15 protein-coding genes and 1 pseudogene are annotated in these 16,365 nt (G+C 66.0%); 5 read left to right on the plus strand and 11 right to left on the minus strand.

Annotation, left to right across the window (positions count from 1 at the left end; translation table 11 throughout):
* Positions 1 to 2 precede the first annotated feature (2 nt).
* The 5 genes from folK to dksA form a co-directional block, all read right to left on the minus strand.
* Positions 3 to 503: a 2-amino-4-hydroxy-6-hydroxymethyldihydropteridine diphosphokinase gene (gene folK, locus HALZIN_RS0116505; RefSeq protein ID WP_035575422.1), complete on the minus strand. Its 501-nt coding sequence runs from the start codon at positions 501 to 503 to the stop codon at positions 3 to 5.
* A 4-nt stretch (positions 504 to 507) separates the two neighbouring features.
* Positions 508 to 1,923: a polynucleotide adenylyltransferase PcnB gene (gene pcnB / locus HALZIN_RS0116510; protein WP_031385279.1), complete on the minus strand. Its 1,416-nt coding sequence runs from the start codon at positions 1,921 to 1,923 to the stop codon at positions 508 to 510.
* 934 nt (positions 1,924 to 2,857) lie between these two features.
* Complete coding sequence (locus HALZIN_RS0116515; RefSeq protein WP_031385280.1) at positions 2,858 to 4,249, minus strand: sigma-54-dependent transcriptional regulator; 1,392 nt, start codon at positions 4,247 to 4,249, stop codon at positions 2,858 to 2,860.
* 208 nt (positions 4,250 to 4,457) lie between these two features.
* Positions 4,458 to 5,348 carry a tRNA glutamyl-Q(34) synthetase GluQRS gene (gene gluQRS, locus HALZIN_RS0116520; protein WP_031385281.1) on the minus strand — a complete coding sequence of 297 codons (891 nt, stop codon included), beginning with the start codon at positions 5,346 to 5,348 and terminating at the stop codon, positions 4,458 to 4,460.
* Between the two features lie 184 nt (positions 5,349 to 5,532).
* On the minus strand, positions 5,533 to 5,970 hold the full coding sequence (dksA, locus tag HALZIN_RS0116525) for an RNA polymerase-binding protein DksA (protein WP_031385282.1): 438 nt from the start codon (positions 5,968 to 5,970) through the stop codon (positions 5,533 to 5,535).
* A 399-nt stretch (positions 5,971 to 6,369) separates the two neighbouring features.
* Between dksA and HALZIN_RS18725 the strand changes: the two are divergent.
* Positions 6,370 to 6,528, plus strand: a pseudogene (locus HALZIN_RS18725) (aminotransferase); the annotation flags it as partial.
* 1 nt (position 6,529) lies between these two features.
* Entirely contained in the window at positions 6,530 to 7,288 is a 759-nt protein-coding gene (gene sfsA / locus HALZIN_RS0116535; RefSeq protein ID WP_031385284.1) for a DNA/RNA nuclease SfsA, read from the plus strand.
* Here the strand turns inward: sfsA and metW are convergent.
* The 5 genes from metW to HALZIN_RS0116560 form a co-directional block, all read right to left on the minus strand.
* Positions 7,272 to 7,868 (minus strand): methionine biosynthesis protein MetW, encoded by a 597-nt coding sequence (gene metW / locus HALZIN_RS0116540; protein WP_031385285.1) that lies wholly within the window; start codon positions 7,866 to 7,868, stop codon positions 7,272 to 7,274. The genes sfsA and metW overlap by 17 nt on opposite strands.
* Complete coding sequence (gene metX / locus HALZIN_RS0116545; RefSeq protein ID WP_031385286.1) at positions 7,868 to 9,025, minus strand: homoserine O-succinyltransferase MetX; 1,158 nt, start codon at positions 9,023 to 9,025, stop codon at positions 7,868 to 7,870. The genes metW and metX overlap by 1 nt, the downstream gene beginning before the upstream one ends.
* An 84-nt stretch (positions 9,026 to 9,109) precedes the next feature.
* The gene (locus HALZIN_RS0116550; RefSeq protein WP_031385287.1) at positions 9,110 to 9,700 is read right to left on the minus strand and encodes a YggT family protein; all 591 of its coding nucleotides are present in this window, start codon (positions 9,698 to 9,700) and stop codon (positions 9,110 to 9,112) included.
* 233 nt (positions 9,701 to 9,933) lie between these two features.
* Positions 9,934 to 10,761 (minus strand): pyrroline-5-carboxylate reductase, encoded by an 828-nt coding sequence (gene proC, locus HALZIN_RS0116555; protein WP_031385288.1) that lies wholly within the window; start codon positions 10,759 to 10,761, stop codon positions 9,934 to 9,936.
* Between the two features lie 67 nt (positions 10,762 to 10,828).
* Positions 10,829 to 11,536 carry a YggS family pyridoxal phosphate-dependent enzyme gene (locus HALZIN_RS0116560; protein WP_031385289.1) on the minus strand — a complete coding sequence of 236 codons (708 nt, stop codon included), beginning with the start codon at positions 11,534 to 11,536 and terminating at the stop codon, positions 10,829 to 10,831.
* A gap of 40 nt (positions 11,537 to 11,576) precedes the next feature.
* On the opposite strand from HALZIN_RS0116560, the gene HALZIN_RS0116565 reads away from it, so the two are divergent.
* Positions 11,577 to 12,626, plus strand: coding sequence for a type IV pilus twitching motility protein PilT (locus HALZIN_RS0116565; protein ID WP_031385290.1), 1,050 nt, complete (start codon positions 11,577 to 11,579; stop codon positions 12,624 to 12,626).
* 18 nt (positions 12,627 to 12,644) lie between these two features.
* Positions 12,645 to 13,793: a PilT/PilU family type 4a pilus ATPase gene (locus tag HALZIN_RS0116570; RefSeq protein WP_031385291.1), complete on the plus strand. Its 1,149-nt coding sequence runs from the start codon at positions 12,645 to 12,647 to the stop codon at positions 13,791 to 13,793.
* A 30-nt stretch (positions 13,794 to 13,823) separates the two neighbouring features.
* Here HALZIN_RS0116570 and HALZIN_RS0116575 read toward each other — a convergent pair whose 3' ends face one another.
* Complete coding sequence (locus HALZIN_RS0116575; RefSeq protein ID WP_031385292.1) at positions 13,824 to 14,942, minus strand: anhydro-N-acetylmuramic acid kinase; 1,119 nt, start codon at positions 14,940 to 14,942, stop codon at positions 13,824 to 13,826.
* Between the two features lie 121 nt (positions 14,943 to 15,063).
* Here HALZIN_RS0116575 and tyrS point away from each other — a divergent pair, with 121 nt between their 5' ends.
* Positions 15,064 to 16,275 carry a tyrosine--tRNA ligase gene (gene tyrS / locus HALZIN_RS0116580; RefSeq protein ID WP_031385293.1) on the plus strand — a complete coding sequence of 404 codons (1,212 nt, stop codon included), beginning with the start codon at positions 15,064 to 15,066 and terminating at the stop codon, positions 16,273 to 16,275.
* Positions 16,276 to 16,365 lie beyond the last annotated feature (90 nt).

Below are 16,365 nucleotides of genomic sequence, written 5' to 3' on the forward strand. Positions count from 1 at the left end.
AGTCAGTGGCCCGGCGCTGTCAGCACTTGGAGATCGCTGCCGGCGAAGTTCCTGGCGCGTTGTGCCGTGCAAGCGCCATCCAGCACGAGCCCGGGAGCGATATCGGCCAGCGGGATCATGACGAAGGCGCGCTCGAGCAGGGCCGGATGCGGCAGCGTCAGGCGCGCTGACGCCCAGTGCCGGTCGGCGAACAGCAGCAGGTCCAGGTCCAGAGTGCGGGGGCCCCAGTGACGCTGGCGCACCCGGCGATGACGCTGTTCGAGGGCCTGCAGCTGATCGAGCAGGGCGAGTGGCGACAGGCGGGTGACGATACGCGCCACGGCGTTGACGAAATCGGGCTGGTCCTGGGGGCCGACGGGGCGGCTGCGATACAGCGGCGAGCGCGCCGCTAGCCGAGTGAGCGGCAGACCATCCAGCTCATCGAAGGCCTGCTCGACCTGCCTGACGGGATCGGCAAGGTTGCTGCCCAGGCCGATATAGACCGTGTGCCGTACCGCCGCCATGCGCTCAGTCAGTGCCGTCGCCGGGGTTGCTGCCCTGGCGGCGGCCACCGCGACGTTTGCGCGGCCGGTGCTTGCGCGGCCCCGCGCTACCCGCCGGATCGGCGTCGACCTTGTTCAGCAGGCGACACTGTTCATGCTCGTCTCCGTCCTGAAAGGCGCTCCACCAGTCGCCGAGTCCGGGGGCAATCTCGCCGGCATGTTCGCGCAGTAACAGGAAATCGTACGCGGCGCGAAAGCGCGGGTGTTCCAGGATCTGGAAGGCGCGTTTGCCGCGCCGCTTGGGCAGGCGCTCCTGAAGATCCCAGATGTCGCGCATCGGCAGGCTGAAGCGCTTGGGGATCGAGGTATGCTGGAGCTGGCGCGTAATGACCTGCTGGGCGGCGGTCTGCTGGGCCGGGATCGGCGGCATGCCCTCGGCCCTGAGGCACTGCGAGCGCCACTGCACGCTGGGCCAGAGCAGGGCCCCGAACAGGAAGGCCGGGGTGACCGGGCGCTCGTTGAGAATCCGCTCGTCGGTATTGGCCAGCGCCTGCAGAAGTAGCGGTTCGGCCCACTCGAGCTCGGCCATGGCCTCGTCGGCTTCGGGAAACAGCATGGCGAACAGCCCGTATTCGCGCAGGTGCTGAAAGCTCTGCACGCCGTGGCCCGACATGAATAGCTTGAGCACCTCGTCGAAAAGCCGTGCCGGAGGGATCTGCAGCAGCAGCGGTGCGAGTTCGTGAATCGGGGCTTCGGTGTCGGGGGCGAAGGTGAAGTCCAGCTTGGCGGCGAAGCGCATCGCGCGCAGCATGCGTACCGGATCTTCCCGGTAGCGGGTCGCCGGGTCGCCGATCAGTCGCAGCACCCGCGCGTCGATGTCGGCGAGGCCGCCTGCCCAGTCATGCAGCGAGAAATCGGCGATGTTGTAGTACAGCGCATTGACAGTGAAATCGCGGCGCAGCGCGTCTTCCTCGATATTGCCCCAGACGTTGTCGCGCAGCAGCAGGCCGTCCTCGGACTGGTGGGCGAGATGTTCGCCATGGTCGTCGCCGGGGCGCCCACGGAAGGTGGTGACTTCGATGACTTCCCGGCCGAAGCGCACATGCACGATGCGAAAGCGCCGGCCGATGATCCGTGAATTGCGGAACAGGTCGCGAAGCTCCTCGGGCGTGGCGTTGGTGGCCACGTCGAAATCCTTGGGGGGCTTGCCAAGCAGCGCATCGCGCAGGCAGCCACCGACCAGGTAGGCCTCGAAACCGGCATTGTGCAAGCGGTAGAGAACCTTGAGCGCGCCAGCGCTGAATAGCTGCCGGGAAATGCTGTGCTCTTCCCGGGGAAGGATGTTAAGACCGGAGGGTTCGCCGCCCCCCTCGTGGTTGCCGAACAGAGTCTTCAAACGTTCACCGGGGCGTTGGAGAAAGCGGGTAAATCCTTTGAACATGCCGCGATAGTGCTCGCAGTCTGAGGGAAAGCGCCCAGTGTAGCCGAGCCCCCCCGGCTTGCAAAGCGCCGCCGACAAAAGCGTGGGCTGGTGAAGGGCGGCGCGGAGAATTGCGAACCGATCGCATGCCGATACGCGCCGAGACCTTAAAAGCTCCGATGTGGCAGGAAGGGATAAAAGCGGCTGGGCGGAAAGTAGAAAGGGAAGGCCGGTGGCCTTCCCTTTTAAGCAGTCTGACAGCGTCCGTGCTGTTGATTCTTCTTCGTGATGGCGCATCGCCTTGAATACGCACCACAGTCACCAATCGAATCATCAGGCAAGCATCATGTTGTTGTTCTTGGGTCTCTTCCTGATGGCGACCGCCTCGTATTCAAAACAATAATCCAACCACGACGGCAGGTGTCTGCCTCCCTCGGCGTGTTGTTGTTGTTGCCAAGGGTACTCCTCAGACAGGCCTATTGTTGTTGTTGAACCTGTGCGCGAAGTGTCGCGTCCCGATGATATTGACACCGGAATGTCCCGACGCTGTTGTGCTTCTTGTCGTCGGTGCTGCTAACCGGAATTTTTTGTTGTTGGGCCCGGAAACTCTGCCTCGGCTGTGTTGTCCTTAGTGTTGCCCAGCCTCTGACTGCGGCGGCGATTCTGTTGTTGCTGTTGTTGTGCGCCGCCGCAGTTGTTGTTTTTCTTGTCCTGGTAAAGTAGCAGCGACCATGCCACTTACCGGCTTTTTAATTTTTATCAATCTCTTGCAACTCCTGAGGCTCAAGGCCAAAGTTCTCTTCGGTGCTTCTGTTACCGCCGTTGCGCCACAATGGTGAAATGTGTGGGTGAAGCAGTAACAAGTGGTGCGCTCAGGTCGTCTCGAACTGGCTTTATCATCCATACAAGCGCTGCGGCATGCTGTTAGACCATGGTCGCGAATCCTGCGAAAGGATTATGCCGAGCGGCTCCGCGGCGTCTTCTTGCGAGGAATCCCCAGGCGCTGACGACGTTCCCACAGACACTTGCGACTGATGCCCAGCTTGCGGGCGAGCTCGGTTTCGCTCATCTGGTCCTGATGCTCGAGGACGAAGTGCTGAAAGTAATCCTCGAGGGACAGGTCCTCTTGCTGGTCGCTGACAAAGCTGTCCGGGCAGCTGGCGCCGGCCGCGACGGCGCTGCGTGCGGGGGCAGGGCGAGCGATGACCGGGCCGAGGCCCAGGTCGTCGGAATGGATGAGACTGCCTTCGGCGAGAATCACCCCGCGTTCAAGTGCGTTTTCCAACTCCCGGACGTTGCCCGGCCAGGGGTAGTCGCGGATGTCGCGGCGGGCGGTGCGCGACAGCTTGAGACCGCTGCGCGCGTGGCGTCGGCAGGCGGCGGCCAGCAGCACGTCGGCGATCTCGAGGATGTCGTCCTCGCGTTCGCGCAGCGGCGGCAGATCGATCTGCATGACGTTGAGGCGGTAATAGAGATCGAGGCGGAACTCGCCGTTCTTGGAAAGCGCGTTGAGGTCGCGGTGGGTCGCGGCGATCAGGCGCACGTCGACATGGCGGGTCTCGACCGAGCCGATCTTGCGGATCTCGCCTTCCTGCAGCACGCGCAACAGCCGTGCCTGAGCATCGAGTGGCAGCTCACCGATCTCGTCGAGGAACAGCGTGCCCCCGTCGGCGGCCTCGACCAGTCCGGTGCGCGCCGCGCTGGCGCCGGTGAAGGCACCTTTCTCGTGGCCGAACAGCTCGGATTCGATCAGCGTCTCGGGGATCGCCGCGCAGTTGACGCAGATCAGCGGTGCCTTGACGCGCCGGCTCTGACGATGGATGGCGCGCGCCACGAGTTCCTTGCCGGTGCCCGATTCGCCCTGAATGAGCACCGTCACGTCGGCGGGTGCGGTCTTGCGGATCCGTGTATAGACCGCGAGCATGCCGGGACAGTGCCCGATCATTCCCGAAGGTGTGGCGTTGCCGCGTTGCGAGTCGGTCCCTGCGCCGCGGCGCGGCGCGTGCTCATCGAGCGCCTGGGCGACGCTGGCGAGCAGCTCGTCGGGAGCGTAGGGCTGGGTGACAAAGTCCACCGCGCCTTGCTTGAGCGCCTCGACCGCCGTACGGACGCTGACGTGGCGGGCCGTGATCAGCACCGGCAACGAATCGACGGCATCGATCAGCGCGGTGCCCGGCTCGCCCGGCAACTGCAGGTCGCTGATGATCAGGTCGAATTGCGTCAGATCCAGCTGGTGGGCCTCGATGACCGAGGTGGCCTCGCTGACGCGGTGCCCTCCGCGCTCGAGCAGACGGCGCAGCGCCAGTCGAGGAGTGGCTTCGTCGTCGACGATCAGAATCTGGGGCATCGTTTTTCAACCATCTTCGGTTCGGGGGCGGCCACAGGGACGATGCGCTTGCCGCGGCGCTGGCCGGCCTGGCGATATCCTGACCCGCCCGGCTGGCAACGATCAAGTCCTCGGCCGTGCCGGCTGGAAAGGCAAGCGCGAGTGTAGGGACATCCCGGCCGGATACTCAACCCGACCTGAGTCGTATTCGCGGCGATGGCCGATGTCGTCAGGCCGGGTCCGGCGCCTGGCGCTTGGCCTCGCGATGCAGGCGGGCAGGGTCCCAGGCGGCGATCGCCGCAGCAAGCTGGTCGGTAACCGACGCTCCGGTTAGTTCGCGGGGCGGCGCCTGGTCGAGTGCGACGAGGGCCCGGTGCAGGTAGTCGCGCGGGGCGTCGCCACCCACCGGGATCGCGGCGGCTCGGTTCTGCTTGGAAAGCTTCTGGCCGTTGGCGGCGACGATCAGCGGCAGGTGCAGGTAGCGAGGTTGTGGATAGCCTAGCGCCGCCTGCAACTGCAGCTGCCAGGGCGTGTTGTCGAGCAGATCGGCGCCACGTACCACGTCGCTGATGCCCTGCTCGGCGTCGTCGACCACCACCGCGAGTTGGTAGGACCACAGGCCTTCCTTGCGCTTGAGCACCACATCGCCCAGCGCTGCGGGATCGTAACGCTGCTCGCCGAACAGCCGGTCGTGCCAACTCACCGGGCGCAACGCCAGTTCGCTGCGCAGACGCCAGGCCAATGCTCGTTCGGGACGCAGCGGGCCGCTGCGACACCAGCCGGGGTAGATCGGGTAGTCCCGCCACTCCTTGCGCGAGCAGCTGCAGGGGTAGGCCAGGCGCTGTTCGGCCAGCCGCGCCAGCACGGCCTGATAGGGCGCGTCGCGCTCGCTCTGGATCATCACCGCGGCGTCCCAGCTGAGGCCGTAGGCCTCGAGCTGGCGGCGGATGGTGTCGCTGGTGCCTGGCGGGCAGCGTGGCGGATCGACATCCTCGATCCGCAACAGCCACTCGCCGCCGACGTGGCGGGCGTCCAGAAAGCTGGCCAGCGCGGCGACCAGCGAACCGAAATGCAACGGCCCCGAGGGGGTCGGGGCAAAGCGTCCACGGTACCCGGACATCGCTATCTCCTCGCAGTGGCCAGCAGAGCAATCGCAGTTGAACTGACGAGGGGCGCTGGGGATAAGCCCCGAGCGACAACGCTATCTGCGATAGCCCTGCAGTGGCCAGGCCATGACCTGGCATTCGGCGGTTCTGAAACGCAAACGGGCGCCACCGGGGCGCCCGTCTCGACCCACCGATCACTCAGCCGCCAAGCTGCTTTTCCTTGAGTTCCGCCAGCGTCTTGCAGTCGACGCACAAGGTGGCCGTGGGGCGCGCTTCGAGCCGGCGGATGCCGATCTCGACGCCGCAGGCCTCGCAGAAGCCGTAATCGTCCTCGTCGATCTTCTCGATTGTTTCGTTGATCTTCTTGAGCAGCTTGCGTTCACGGTCACGGGTGCGCAGCTCCAGGCTGAAGCCCTCTTCCTGAGTCGCCCGATCGGCCGGATCCGCATAGTTGTTGGCGTCTTCCTGCAGGTGACGCACGGTGCGGTCGACCTCTTCCATGAGATCCTGTTTCCAGCCGAGCAGGATCTGTCGGAAGTGCTCCAGCTGCTGCTCGTTCATGTACTCTTCACCCGGTGCCGGCTCGTACGGGGTGAATTTCTTTGGCGCTTCCGTCTTCTGTTCTGCTACTGGCATGGGGCTGCCTCATTACTCAAGTGACTGGGGCCGATGCCCGGCCGCTCGGACCCGCCACGTCGAATCGGCGGCTCCGCGGATGGCATGCCCACCCGAAGCCTTGCTTATTTAGCGAAAAAGCGCCGGCATTGCAACCATTGAACGTCCGCCCAGCGAGGAATCTTGACGCGTGTCGTCGGGCGTGGACAACTGACTGCCGCCGTCGGCGCTGAAGGCGCGACCAAGGAAGCAATCATGCACTGGAGTGAACGCATCGAGCGGATGCAGGCGTTTCGTGTCATGCAGCTTTTGGAGCTGGCTCAGGCCCGCGAAGCGGCGGGCCACGACGTCATCCATCTGGAAGTCGACGAGCCTGATTTCGCCACGCCGCCGCCGGTCGTCGAGGCCGGTCAGCGGGCGCTGCTGGAAGAGGAAAACGTCGCCATCACCCCGGGCGTCGATTTCGCGGTGCGCGGCGGCGAGCATCACGTGCGGGTCGCCTTCACCAACGACGTCGCCCGGCTCGAAGAGGCGCTTGTCCGCCTCGAGCGCTTCCTGGCGCGTCAGACGGGAGGCTGATGTGGACTACCCCGACCTGGTGCCGGGCATTCTGCGCCGGCGCTACAAGCGCTTTCTCGCCGACGTCGAGCTGGCCAACGGCGAGACGGTGGTGGCGCACTGTCCGAATACCGGCTCGATGCGTGCGGTCAACGTGCCGGGCTGCCGGGTGTGGCTGGCGCCGAGCGACAACCCGGCGCGCAAGCTGGCCTGGACCTGGGAACTGGTCGAACTGCCCCAGGCCGACGGCACGCTGGCGAGCGCCTCGGTGCATACCGGGCGCACCAATGCGATCGTCGCCGAGGCGCTCGCGGCGGGGCGGGTGGCGGAGCTGGCCGGCTACACGCAGCTCAAGCGCGAGGCCCAGGTCGCCGGCTCGCGGCTCGACTTTCGGCTCGACGATCCGCGCCGCGGCTCGGCGTTTGTGGAGGTCAAGCAGGTCACCTTGCGCGAGCCCGACGGCCACGGCTATTTCCCCGATGCGGTCAGCGTGCGCGGCACGCGCCACCTGGAAGCGCTGGCCGAGCTGGCCGCCGGCGGCCAGCGGGCGGTGCTGCTGTTCTGCGTGGCGCACACCGGGATAACCGCCGTCGCGCCGGCGGCGCACATCGATGCGCACTATGCGACGACGCTGCGGCGGGTGGCGAAGCGCGGCGTCGAGATACTGGCCTATGGTTGCCGGGTAAGCCATCAGGCGTCGCGCCCAGCCTCGATCAGCCTGGCTGGACGCCTGCCGGTGGCGCTCGAGCGCGAGCTGGTGACGGCTAACGACGCCGACTGACGCGGAAGATGGCGATCTCGCCGAACAGGTTGGGCCAGATGCGGCTGGCGCGGTTGCGTTTGTGCTCGCCGGTGCCGACTGCCCGGTCGGTGATCACCAGGCCCTTGTCGCGGCACAGTTTCTCGAAGTCGTTGAAGGTCGACAGGTGGATGTTGGGGGTGTCGTACCAGGCGTGCGGCAGCGAGCGCGACACCGGCATGTAGCCCTTGAAGCCGAGATAAAAGCGATGGCGCCAGTAGGCGAAGTTGGGGAAGGTGATGATCGCCTCGCGGCCGACCCGCAGCATCTCGTCGAGCATCAGGTCGGGGCGGCGCAGCGCCTGCAGCGCCTGGGTCATGACCACCAGGTCGCAGGCGTCGTTCTCGAAATTGGCCAGGCCCTGGTCGAGATCCTGCTCGATGACGTTGACGCCGCGCTCGAGGCACGCGGTGATGCCCGCGGGGGCGATCTCCAGGCCATAGCCGAACACGTCCTTTTCGCGGGCCAGCGCGTCGAGCAGCTCGCCGTCGCCACAGGCCAGGTCGAGCACCCGGGCGCCTTCGGGCACCCAGCGGTAGATCAGTTCGAGATCGGCGCGCATCATTTGCCCTCCAGGCCGAGTTCACGGGCCACGCGCTTCATGAAACCGCCGAAGACCGCCTGGTAGCGAGCATCGGGAAGCAGAAAGGCGTCGTGACCGAACGGCGAGTCGATCTCCGCGTAGCTGACCGGCTTGCCGGCGCGCATCAGCGCGTCGACCAGTTCCCGCGAGCGCTCCGGCGCGAAGCGCCAGTCGGTGGAGAAGCTGACCACCAGGAAACGACAACTGGCCGGCGCCAGGGCGGCGGCGAGATCGCCGTTGTGGGCCGCGGCGGGATCGAAGTAATCGAGCGCCTTGGTCATCAGCAGGTAGGTGTTGGCATCGAAGGCGATGGAGAAGGCGTCGCCCTGGTAGCGCAGATAGGACTCGACCTGGAATTCGACGTCGTAGCCGAAGTTGAGCTCGTCGCTGCGCAGGTCGCGGCCGAACTTGGCGCCCATCGAGTGCTCGGACAGATAGGTGATGTGGCCGACCATGCGCGCCAGCTTGAGGCCGCGCTTGGGCAGCGTGCCGTGTTGATCGTACCAGCCGTCGTTGAAGTCGGGGTCCGAGCGGATCGCCTGCCGGGCGACCTCGTTGAAGGCGATGTTCTGCGCCGACAAGCGCGGCGTGGCGGCGATGACCACGGCATTGGCGATGCGCTCTGGGTAGGCGAGCGCCCACTGCAATACCTGCATGCCGCCGAGGCTGCCGCCGACCACCGCGGCGAAGCGCTCGATGCCCAGCCGGTCGGCCAGCCGCGCCTGGCTGTGCACCCAGTCGGCGACGGTCATCACCGGAAAGTCCGGGCCCCAGGGCCGGCCGGTCTCGGGGTTGACGCTGCACGGCCCGGTGCTGCCATGGCAGCCACCGAGGTTGTTCAGCGAGACGACGAAGAAGCGGTTGGTGTCGAGCGTCTTGCCCGGGCCGATGTGCGCATCCCACCAGCCGGGCTTGCGTTCGTCCGGGCTGTGATAGCCGGCGGCGTGGTGGTGCCCCGACAGCGCGTGGCAGATCAGCACGGCGTTGTCGCGCCGGGCGTTGAGCTCGCCGTAGGTCTCGTAGACCAGTTCGTAGGCCGGCAGCGTCTTGCCGCAGGCCAGCGGCAGCGGCGCCTCGAAGTGCTGATGCTGTGGCGTCACCAGGCCCACCGAGTCGGCGGGAAGCGATTCATTCATCAAGCGTGTCGTGTCCAGTGTTCGGCACGGGGCTCGTCGGCCCCGTCTTGTATTGGCGATCGGCCGGCGGGCGGCGGCTAGCGGCTAGAAGCCGACCAGCATGCCGGAAATACCGGCGGCGCGGGTCAGCGAGCCGACTACCAGGCCATCGACCAGGTTGATAATGATGAATACCACGATCGGCGACAGGTCGATCATGCCCAGCGGCGGTATGACCTTGCGCACCGGCGCCATGACCGGCTCGACCAGTTGCATGATCAAGATCGCCCCGGGATGGCTGGCCTGGGGGGCGACCCAACTGAGAATGATCATGCCGATCAGCGCGAAGAAATAGATCTTGAGGATCGCGCTGGCCAGCGCCGCCAGCGAGGCGATGGCGATCCCCGCCAACGGCGGTAGCCCGCCGATCGCCAGCCACATGATCAGCACGATGCTCAGCGCCTTGAGAATGAAGCCGGCCGCCAGCGTCGCCAGGTCGAACGGACCGACCGGGCGCAGAAAGCTTTGCAGCGGCTTGACCGCCGGCTGGGTGACCTTGACCACCGACTGGCTGAGCGGGTTGTAGTAATCGGCTCGCGACGCCTGCAGCAGAAAACGCAGCATCAGCAGAAACAGGTAGATGTTGATCAGCATGTTGACCAGCATCAGGCCGGCGCCGCCCAGTTGACTCCCCATGGAACTCCTCCGTGTCGATTCGAACCGTCAGGCCGATTCACGCGCGCGCCGGGTTCGGGCGCGGGGTGGGCGTGTCGCGGCGTGTGAATTTAGGCTTTGTCCGAAAAGTGCCTGCACTCGACCATGCGGCGTTAAAAATAGGCTCAAAGTACTCATTTACAACCCGTAAACTCCGCCTTTTCGCCCATTTTTTGCCTTGCCTGGCCATCGCTCGTCGACTTTTCAGACGAAGCCTAGTCCTTCTTGCCGAGCTCGGCGGCCATTTCGCGGGCCCGCGCGGCACAGGCCTCGGTGGCCTCGGCGAACAGCTCGCGCAGGCCGCCGTCTTCCAGGCAGTGCACGGCGCGTTCGGTGGTGCCGCCCGGCGACATCACGTTGCGGCGCAGCTGGGCCGGCTCGAATTCGCTCTGCTGGGCCATCCTCGCCGCCCCGAAGCCGGTCTGCAAGGCCAATCGTCGCGCACTGTCGGCGGGCAGGCCGAGTCGCTTGCCGGCTTCCTCGAGCGCCTCGAAGATCAGGAAGAAATAGGCCGGACCGCTGCCCGACACCGCGGTGACCGCCTCGATCAGCGTTTCGTTGTCGACCCACTCGACCAGCCCCACAGGCTCGAGCAGGCTGGTGGCAAGCCGGCGCTGCTGCTCGCTGACCCGGGCGTTGGCGTACAGCCCCGAGGCGCCGGCGCCGACCAGCGACGGTGTGTTGGGCATGCAGCGTACCACCGCCAGCCCGCCGCCGAGCCATTCATCCAGCGTCTCGGCATTCAGTCCGGCGGCCACCGAGACGATCAGCGGGCGGCGCGCCTGCACGACGTCGCGCAGGCGCTCGCAGACCTCGCGCATGAGCTGCGGCTTGACCGACAGCACCACGACGTCGGCGTTGGCCACGGCGGCATCGTTGTCGGTGCTGACATTGATGCCATAACGCGCCTCGAGCGGCTCGAGCGTTTCACGGCGCCGCGCGGTGGCGGTGATCGCCGTGGCCGGATAGCCGGCTTCGATCATCCCGCCGAAGATGGCGCTGGCCATGTTGCCGGCGCCGATGAAGGTGACTTGGCTTGCCATGGGTGTGTCCTTTGTCGCTGTGTACGGAGCCGTAGCGCTCGTGGTCGGCACTCGCCCGGCGCCGCGTTCAATGACGAACGGCGCGGGCGCCGAAGATCGCCGTGCCCAGGCGAACCAGCGTGGCGCCCTCGAGAACCGCCGCTTCCAGGTCGTCGCTCATGCCCATCGACAGGGTGTCGAGAGTAAGCTCGGGCAGGCGCTCGGCGAGGCGCTCCTTGAGCCGTCGCAGCTCGGCCAGCGGTCGGCGCTGGGCGTCGAGCCCCACGGCCGGCGCGGGAATCGCCATCAGCCCGCGCAGCCGCAGGTTGGGCAGCCCGGCGACCTCGCGGGCCAGCGCCTCGAGATCCTCGGGGGCGATCCCCGCCTTGCTGGCTTCGCCACTGACGTTGACCTGCAGGCAGACGTTCAACGCCCCGAGGGCGGCGGGGCGCTGCTCGGATAGCCGCCGGGCGGTCTTGGCACGCTCGATGCTGTGGACCCAACTGAAGTGCTCGGCGACGGCGCGGGTCTTGTTGGATTGCAAAGGGCCGATGAAATGCCAGACGATGGCCTCCAGGTCGGCGAGTTCGTGCTGCTTGTCGAGTGCTTCCTGGAGATAATTCTCGCCGAAATCGCGTTGCCCGGCCCCGTAGGCCTGGCGAACGAGACCAGCGGACTTGGTCTTGCTGACCGCCAGCAACTGTGCCGCATCGCTGTCACGCCCGGCCTGCGCCAAGGCGTCGGTCAGCCTGCGGCGCGCATGAGCGAGTGCCTCGCTGACCGGAACGTCTGGCATACTGACATCGACCTTATAAGAAATGTAAGCAGGGAATCGAATGGATATTACCGAACTCCTGGCATTTTCGGCAAAGCAGAATGCCTCGGACTTGCACCTTTCCGCCGGGCTGCCACCGATGATTCGCGTCGACGGCGACATTCGCCGCCTCAACGTGCCGGCGATGGACGACCGCGACGTCCGCAAGATGATCTACGACATCATGGGCGACCGGCAGCGCCGTGACTACGAGGCCCAGCTGGAAACCGACTTCTCCTTCGAGGTGCCCGGGGTGGCGCGCTTTCGTGTCAACGCCTTCAATCAGGACCGCGGCGCCGGGGCGGTATTCCGGACCATCCCCGGGCGGGTGATGACCCTCGAGGAGCTCGATCTGGGCGATGTGTTTCGGCGCTTCGCCGCACTGCCGCGCGGACTGGTGCTGGTGACCGGGCCGACCGGCTCGGGCAAGTCGACGACCCTGGCGGCGCTGATCGACCACATCAACGACACCCAGCATCACCATATCCTGACCATCGAGGATCCGATCGAATTCGTCCACGTCAGCAAGCGCAGTTTGATCAACCAGCGCGAGGTACATCGCCATACCCAGGGCTTCACCCAGGCGTTGCGCTCGGCGCTGCGCGAGGACCCCGACGTGATCCTGGTCGGCGAACTGCGCGACCTGGAGACCATTCGCCTGGCGCTGACCGCGGCGGAAACCGGCCACCTGGTGTTCGGCACCCTGCACACCACCTCGGCGGCCAAGACCATCGACCGGATCATCGACGTGTTTCCCGGCGACGAGAAGTCGATGGTGCGCTCGATGCTCTCCGAGTCGCTGCAGGGCGTCATCTCGCAGACCCTGCTCAAGCGCAACGGCGGCGGGCGGGTCGCCGCCCACGAGATCCTGGTGGCGACCTCGGCGGTACGCAACCTGATCCGCGAGGACAAGGTGGCGCAGATCTACTCGGCGATCCAGACCGGCGGCAACCAGGGCATGCAGACACTCGATACGGCGCTCGCCAAGCTGGTCAGCCAGCACGTGATCAGCCGCGAGGAAGCCCAGAGCAAGGCCAAGGGGCATCTGCCCGAGGCGAGCAGCGCGCAATAACCGGCCACAGGAGAGTGCATGACACCGGGTAAATGGCTGCATCAGTTGCTGGATATCATGATCGACAAGCAGGCCTCGGACATGCTGCTGTCGACCAACGCCCCGCCGTCGCTGAAGATCAGCAGCAAACTGGTGGCGCTGGGCGACACGGCGTTGAGCGTCGACCAGGTGCGCGAGCTGGTCCTGGCGGCGCTGCCCGAGGGCGCCCGCGAGCGTTTCGAGGCCCGGCGCGAGGCCAACTTCGCGCTCAGCCTGCCGGGCAAGGGTCGCTTTCGCATCAGCGCCTTTTATCAGCGCAGCCAGATGGCGATGGTGGTGCGGCGCATCGCTTACGATATTCCGTCGCTGGAAGCGCTGTCGTTGCCGGCCACGCTGGGCGAACTGGTTTCGCTCAAGCGTGGCCTGGTGTGCGTGGTCGGCGGTACCGGGGCCGGCAAGTCGACGACACTGGCGTCGATGATTCAGCACCGAAACGAGCACGCCGGTGGCCACATCATCTGTATCGAAGATCCCATCGAGTACATCCACCAGCATCGCCGGGCGATCATCAACCAGCGCGAGGTGGGCATCGACACCGAATCCTTCGAGGTGGCGCTGAGAAACGCCCTGCGCCAGGCCCCCGACGTGATCATGATCGGCGAGATCCGTTCCCGCGAGACCATGGAGCAGGCGCTGACATTCGCCGAGACGGGCCATCTGTGCCTGGCGACGCTGCACGCCAACAACGCCAATCAGGCGCTCGATCGGATCATTCACTTCTTCCCCAACGAACGCCACGAGCAGGTCTGGCTCGATCTGTCGCTCAACCTGCAGGCGATCGTCGCCCAGCAGTTGCTGCCGCGTCAGGACGGTCAGGGGCGTGCGCCGGCGATCGAGGTGCTGCTGCGCTCGCCGCTGGTCAGCGAGCTGATCCGCAAGGGCGAGGTCGGCGAAATCAAGGCGCTGATGGCGCGCTCGCGCGATCTGGGCATGCAGACCTTCGATCAGGCGCTGTTCGAGCTCTACCAGCGTGGCGATATCAGCCAGGAGGTCGCACTGGTGCATGCCGATTCCGCCAACGATCTGCGCATGATGATCAAGTACGGCCAGGGTGACGGGCAGGGCGTCGGCCAGGCGCTGGACGCCGCGAGCCGGCTGTCGCTGCGGGCCAGCGACGACTTCGAGTGATGATGGCCCGAGCGAACCCCGGGCCTGGGTTCAGGCGCTATACAGTCCGCCAAGGACCCGTTCTCCCGCGGCGCCGGTGACGCTGGGCAGGTTGCCGGGCAGCCCTTCCAGGCGGCACCAGGCCAGCCAGGCGAAGGCGCCGGCTTCCAGCCAGTCGGCCGACCAGCCGAAGTCGTCGCAGCGCGCCAGGGCCAGCGCCGGTTGGCGACGTTGCAAACGCGCCAGTAGGTCGGCGTTGCGTGCCCCGCCGCCGCAGGGGATCAACGTCAGCGGTCCTTCGGCGCCTTGCCGGGCGAGCGCCTGTTCGATGCCCAGGGCCACGCTGGCGGCGGTCAGTTCGGCCAGCGTGGCCTGAATGTCCTGCGGCGCCTCGCGGCCGCTGGCGTATGCTGCCAGCCAGTCGAGATGAAAGTACTCGCGCCCGGTACTCTTGGGCGGCGGCTGATGAAAGAACCGGTCGTCGAGCAGGCGCTTCAGCAGCGATTCGTCGACCTCACCCGTCGCGGCCCATTGCCCGTCAATATCGAAATGGCCGCCCTGGTGGCGCGCATGCCAGGCGTCCAGCAGGGCATTGGCCGGGCCGGTGTCGAAGCCGATGACCGGCGTGTCGATTTCTGTCGGGGGCAGCAGGGTCAGATTGGCGAAACCGCCGAGATTGAGTACCACCCGCCACTCCCGGGCGCCGCGAAACAGTGCGGCATGAAAGGCCGGGGCCAGCGGGGCGGCCTGCCCGCCGGCGGCCAGGTCGCGGCGCCGGAAGTCGCCGACCACCGGGCAGCCGGTGAGCTCGGCCAGCAGACTGGGATTGTCCAGCTGCCAGGTATAGGGCGATATGCCGTGCGGGGCGTGCTCGATGGTCTGGCCGTGACTGCCGATGGCCGTGATCGCGCCGGCCTCCAGATCGTTGGCGGCGAGCAACCGGGCGACGGCCTCGCCCTGCAGTTCGCAGAATGCCTGCTCGGCATAGGCAAGATCGGCGAAGCTCGCCTGGCGTGACTGGCAGAGCATCAACAGCACCTGGCGCAGACTGTCGGGGATGTCGATGCCCAGCGCATCGACGAGCTCGGGGCGGCCTTCGCCGCAGCGCACCAGGGCGGCATCGATTCCGTCCAGGCTGGTTCCGGACATCAAGCCAACGAACAACGGCATAAGGGCCTCTCTCTGCGTGAATGGCGCTCAACCGCCAAGTCAAGACATGCTAACATCCTGCCCTATTCTTCCAGGCAAGCGCTTTAATGCCAGGCAACTGTTTATAAATGGAGAGGGCACGATGACCGACGTCGCCGATGCGCTGGCGCTGCTCAAGCGCGGCGCCCACGAGATTCTGCTCGAGGAGGAGCTGGAGCAAAAGCTGGCCTCCGGGCGCAAGCTGCGTATCAAGGCCGGCTTCGACCCCACCGCGCCCGATCTGCACCTGGGGCACAGCGTGCTGCTGACCAAGATGCGCCAGTTTCAGGAACTGGGTCACGAGGTGATCTTCCTGATCGGCGATTTCACCGGGCGCATCGGCGACCCCACCGGCAAGAACGTCACCCGCAAGCCGCTCACCGAAGGCGAGGTCAAGGCCAACGCCAAGACCTACCGCGAACAGGTCTTCAAGATCCTCGACCCCGAGAAGACCATCGTCGCCTTCAATGCCGACTGGATGAACAAGCTCTCCGCGGCCGACATGATCGAGCTGGCCGCCCAGTCGACCGTGGCACGGATGCTCGAGCGCGACGATTTCGAGAAGCGCTACCGTGCCAATCAATCGATCTCGATCCATGAGTTCCTCTATCCGCTGGTCCAGGGCTACGATTCGGTGGCGCTGGAGGCGGACGTCGAACTCGGCGGTACCGACCAGAAGTTCAACCTGCTGATGGGGCGCGAGATCCAGAAGCACTTCGGCCAGCCGCCGCAGGTGGTGATCACCATGCCGTTGCTCGAAGGGCTTGACGGCGTGCAGAAGATGTCCAAGTCGCTGGGCAATTACGTCGGCCTCGACGAGGCGCCGGGGGCGATGTTCAACAAGCTGGTGTCGATGCCCGACAGTTTGATGTGGCGCTACTTCGAACTGCTCTCGCTTAAAAGCAACGAGGCGTTCGAGACGCTCAAGCGTGACGTCGAGGCCGGGGCCAACCCGCGCGACGTCAAGATGGAGCTCGCCCGCGAACTGATCACGCGCTATCACGGTGAGGAAGCCGCCGCCAACGCGCACCGCTCGGCCGGCAACCGGCTGGCCGAGGGCGAGTTGCCGGAGGACCTGCCGGAAGTGACGGTCGACTTCGAAGGCAACGCCCAGGCGCCGATCGCCGCCGTGCTCAACCGTGCCAATCTGGCCAACAACAGCGCCCAGGCCAAGGACATGCTCGGCAATGGTCGGGTCAAGGTCGATGGCGAGGTGGTCGCGCGCGATCATATGCTCGATACCGGCAGGAGCTATGTGATCCAGGCCGGCAAGAAGCGCTATGCGCGGGTCACGCTGAGCGGACCGCTGTCGTGACTCGTTCCGGCGCCCGCCCCGCGCGGGCGTTTTATTATCCACAGCCGGTTTACCCGAAGACCGGCCCGGCGGATGTGGACAAGCGCGCAG

Source organism: Halomonas zincidurans B6, from assembly GCF_000731955.1.
Lineage (GTDB): Bacteria > Pseudomonadota > Gammaproteobacteria > Pseudomonadales > Halomonadaceae > Modicisalibacter > Modicisalibacter zincidurans.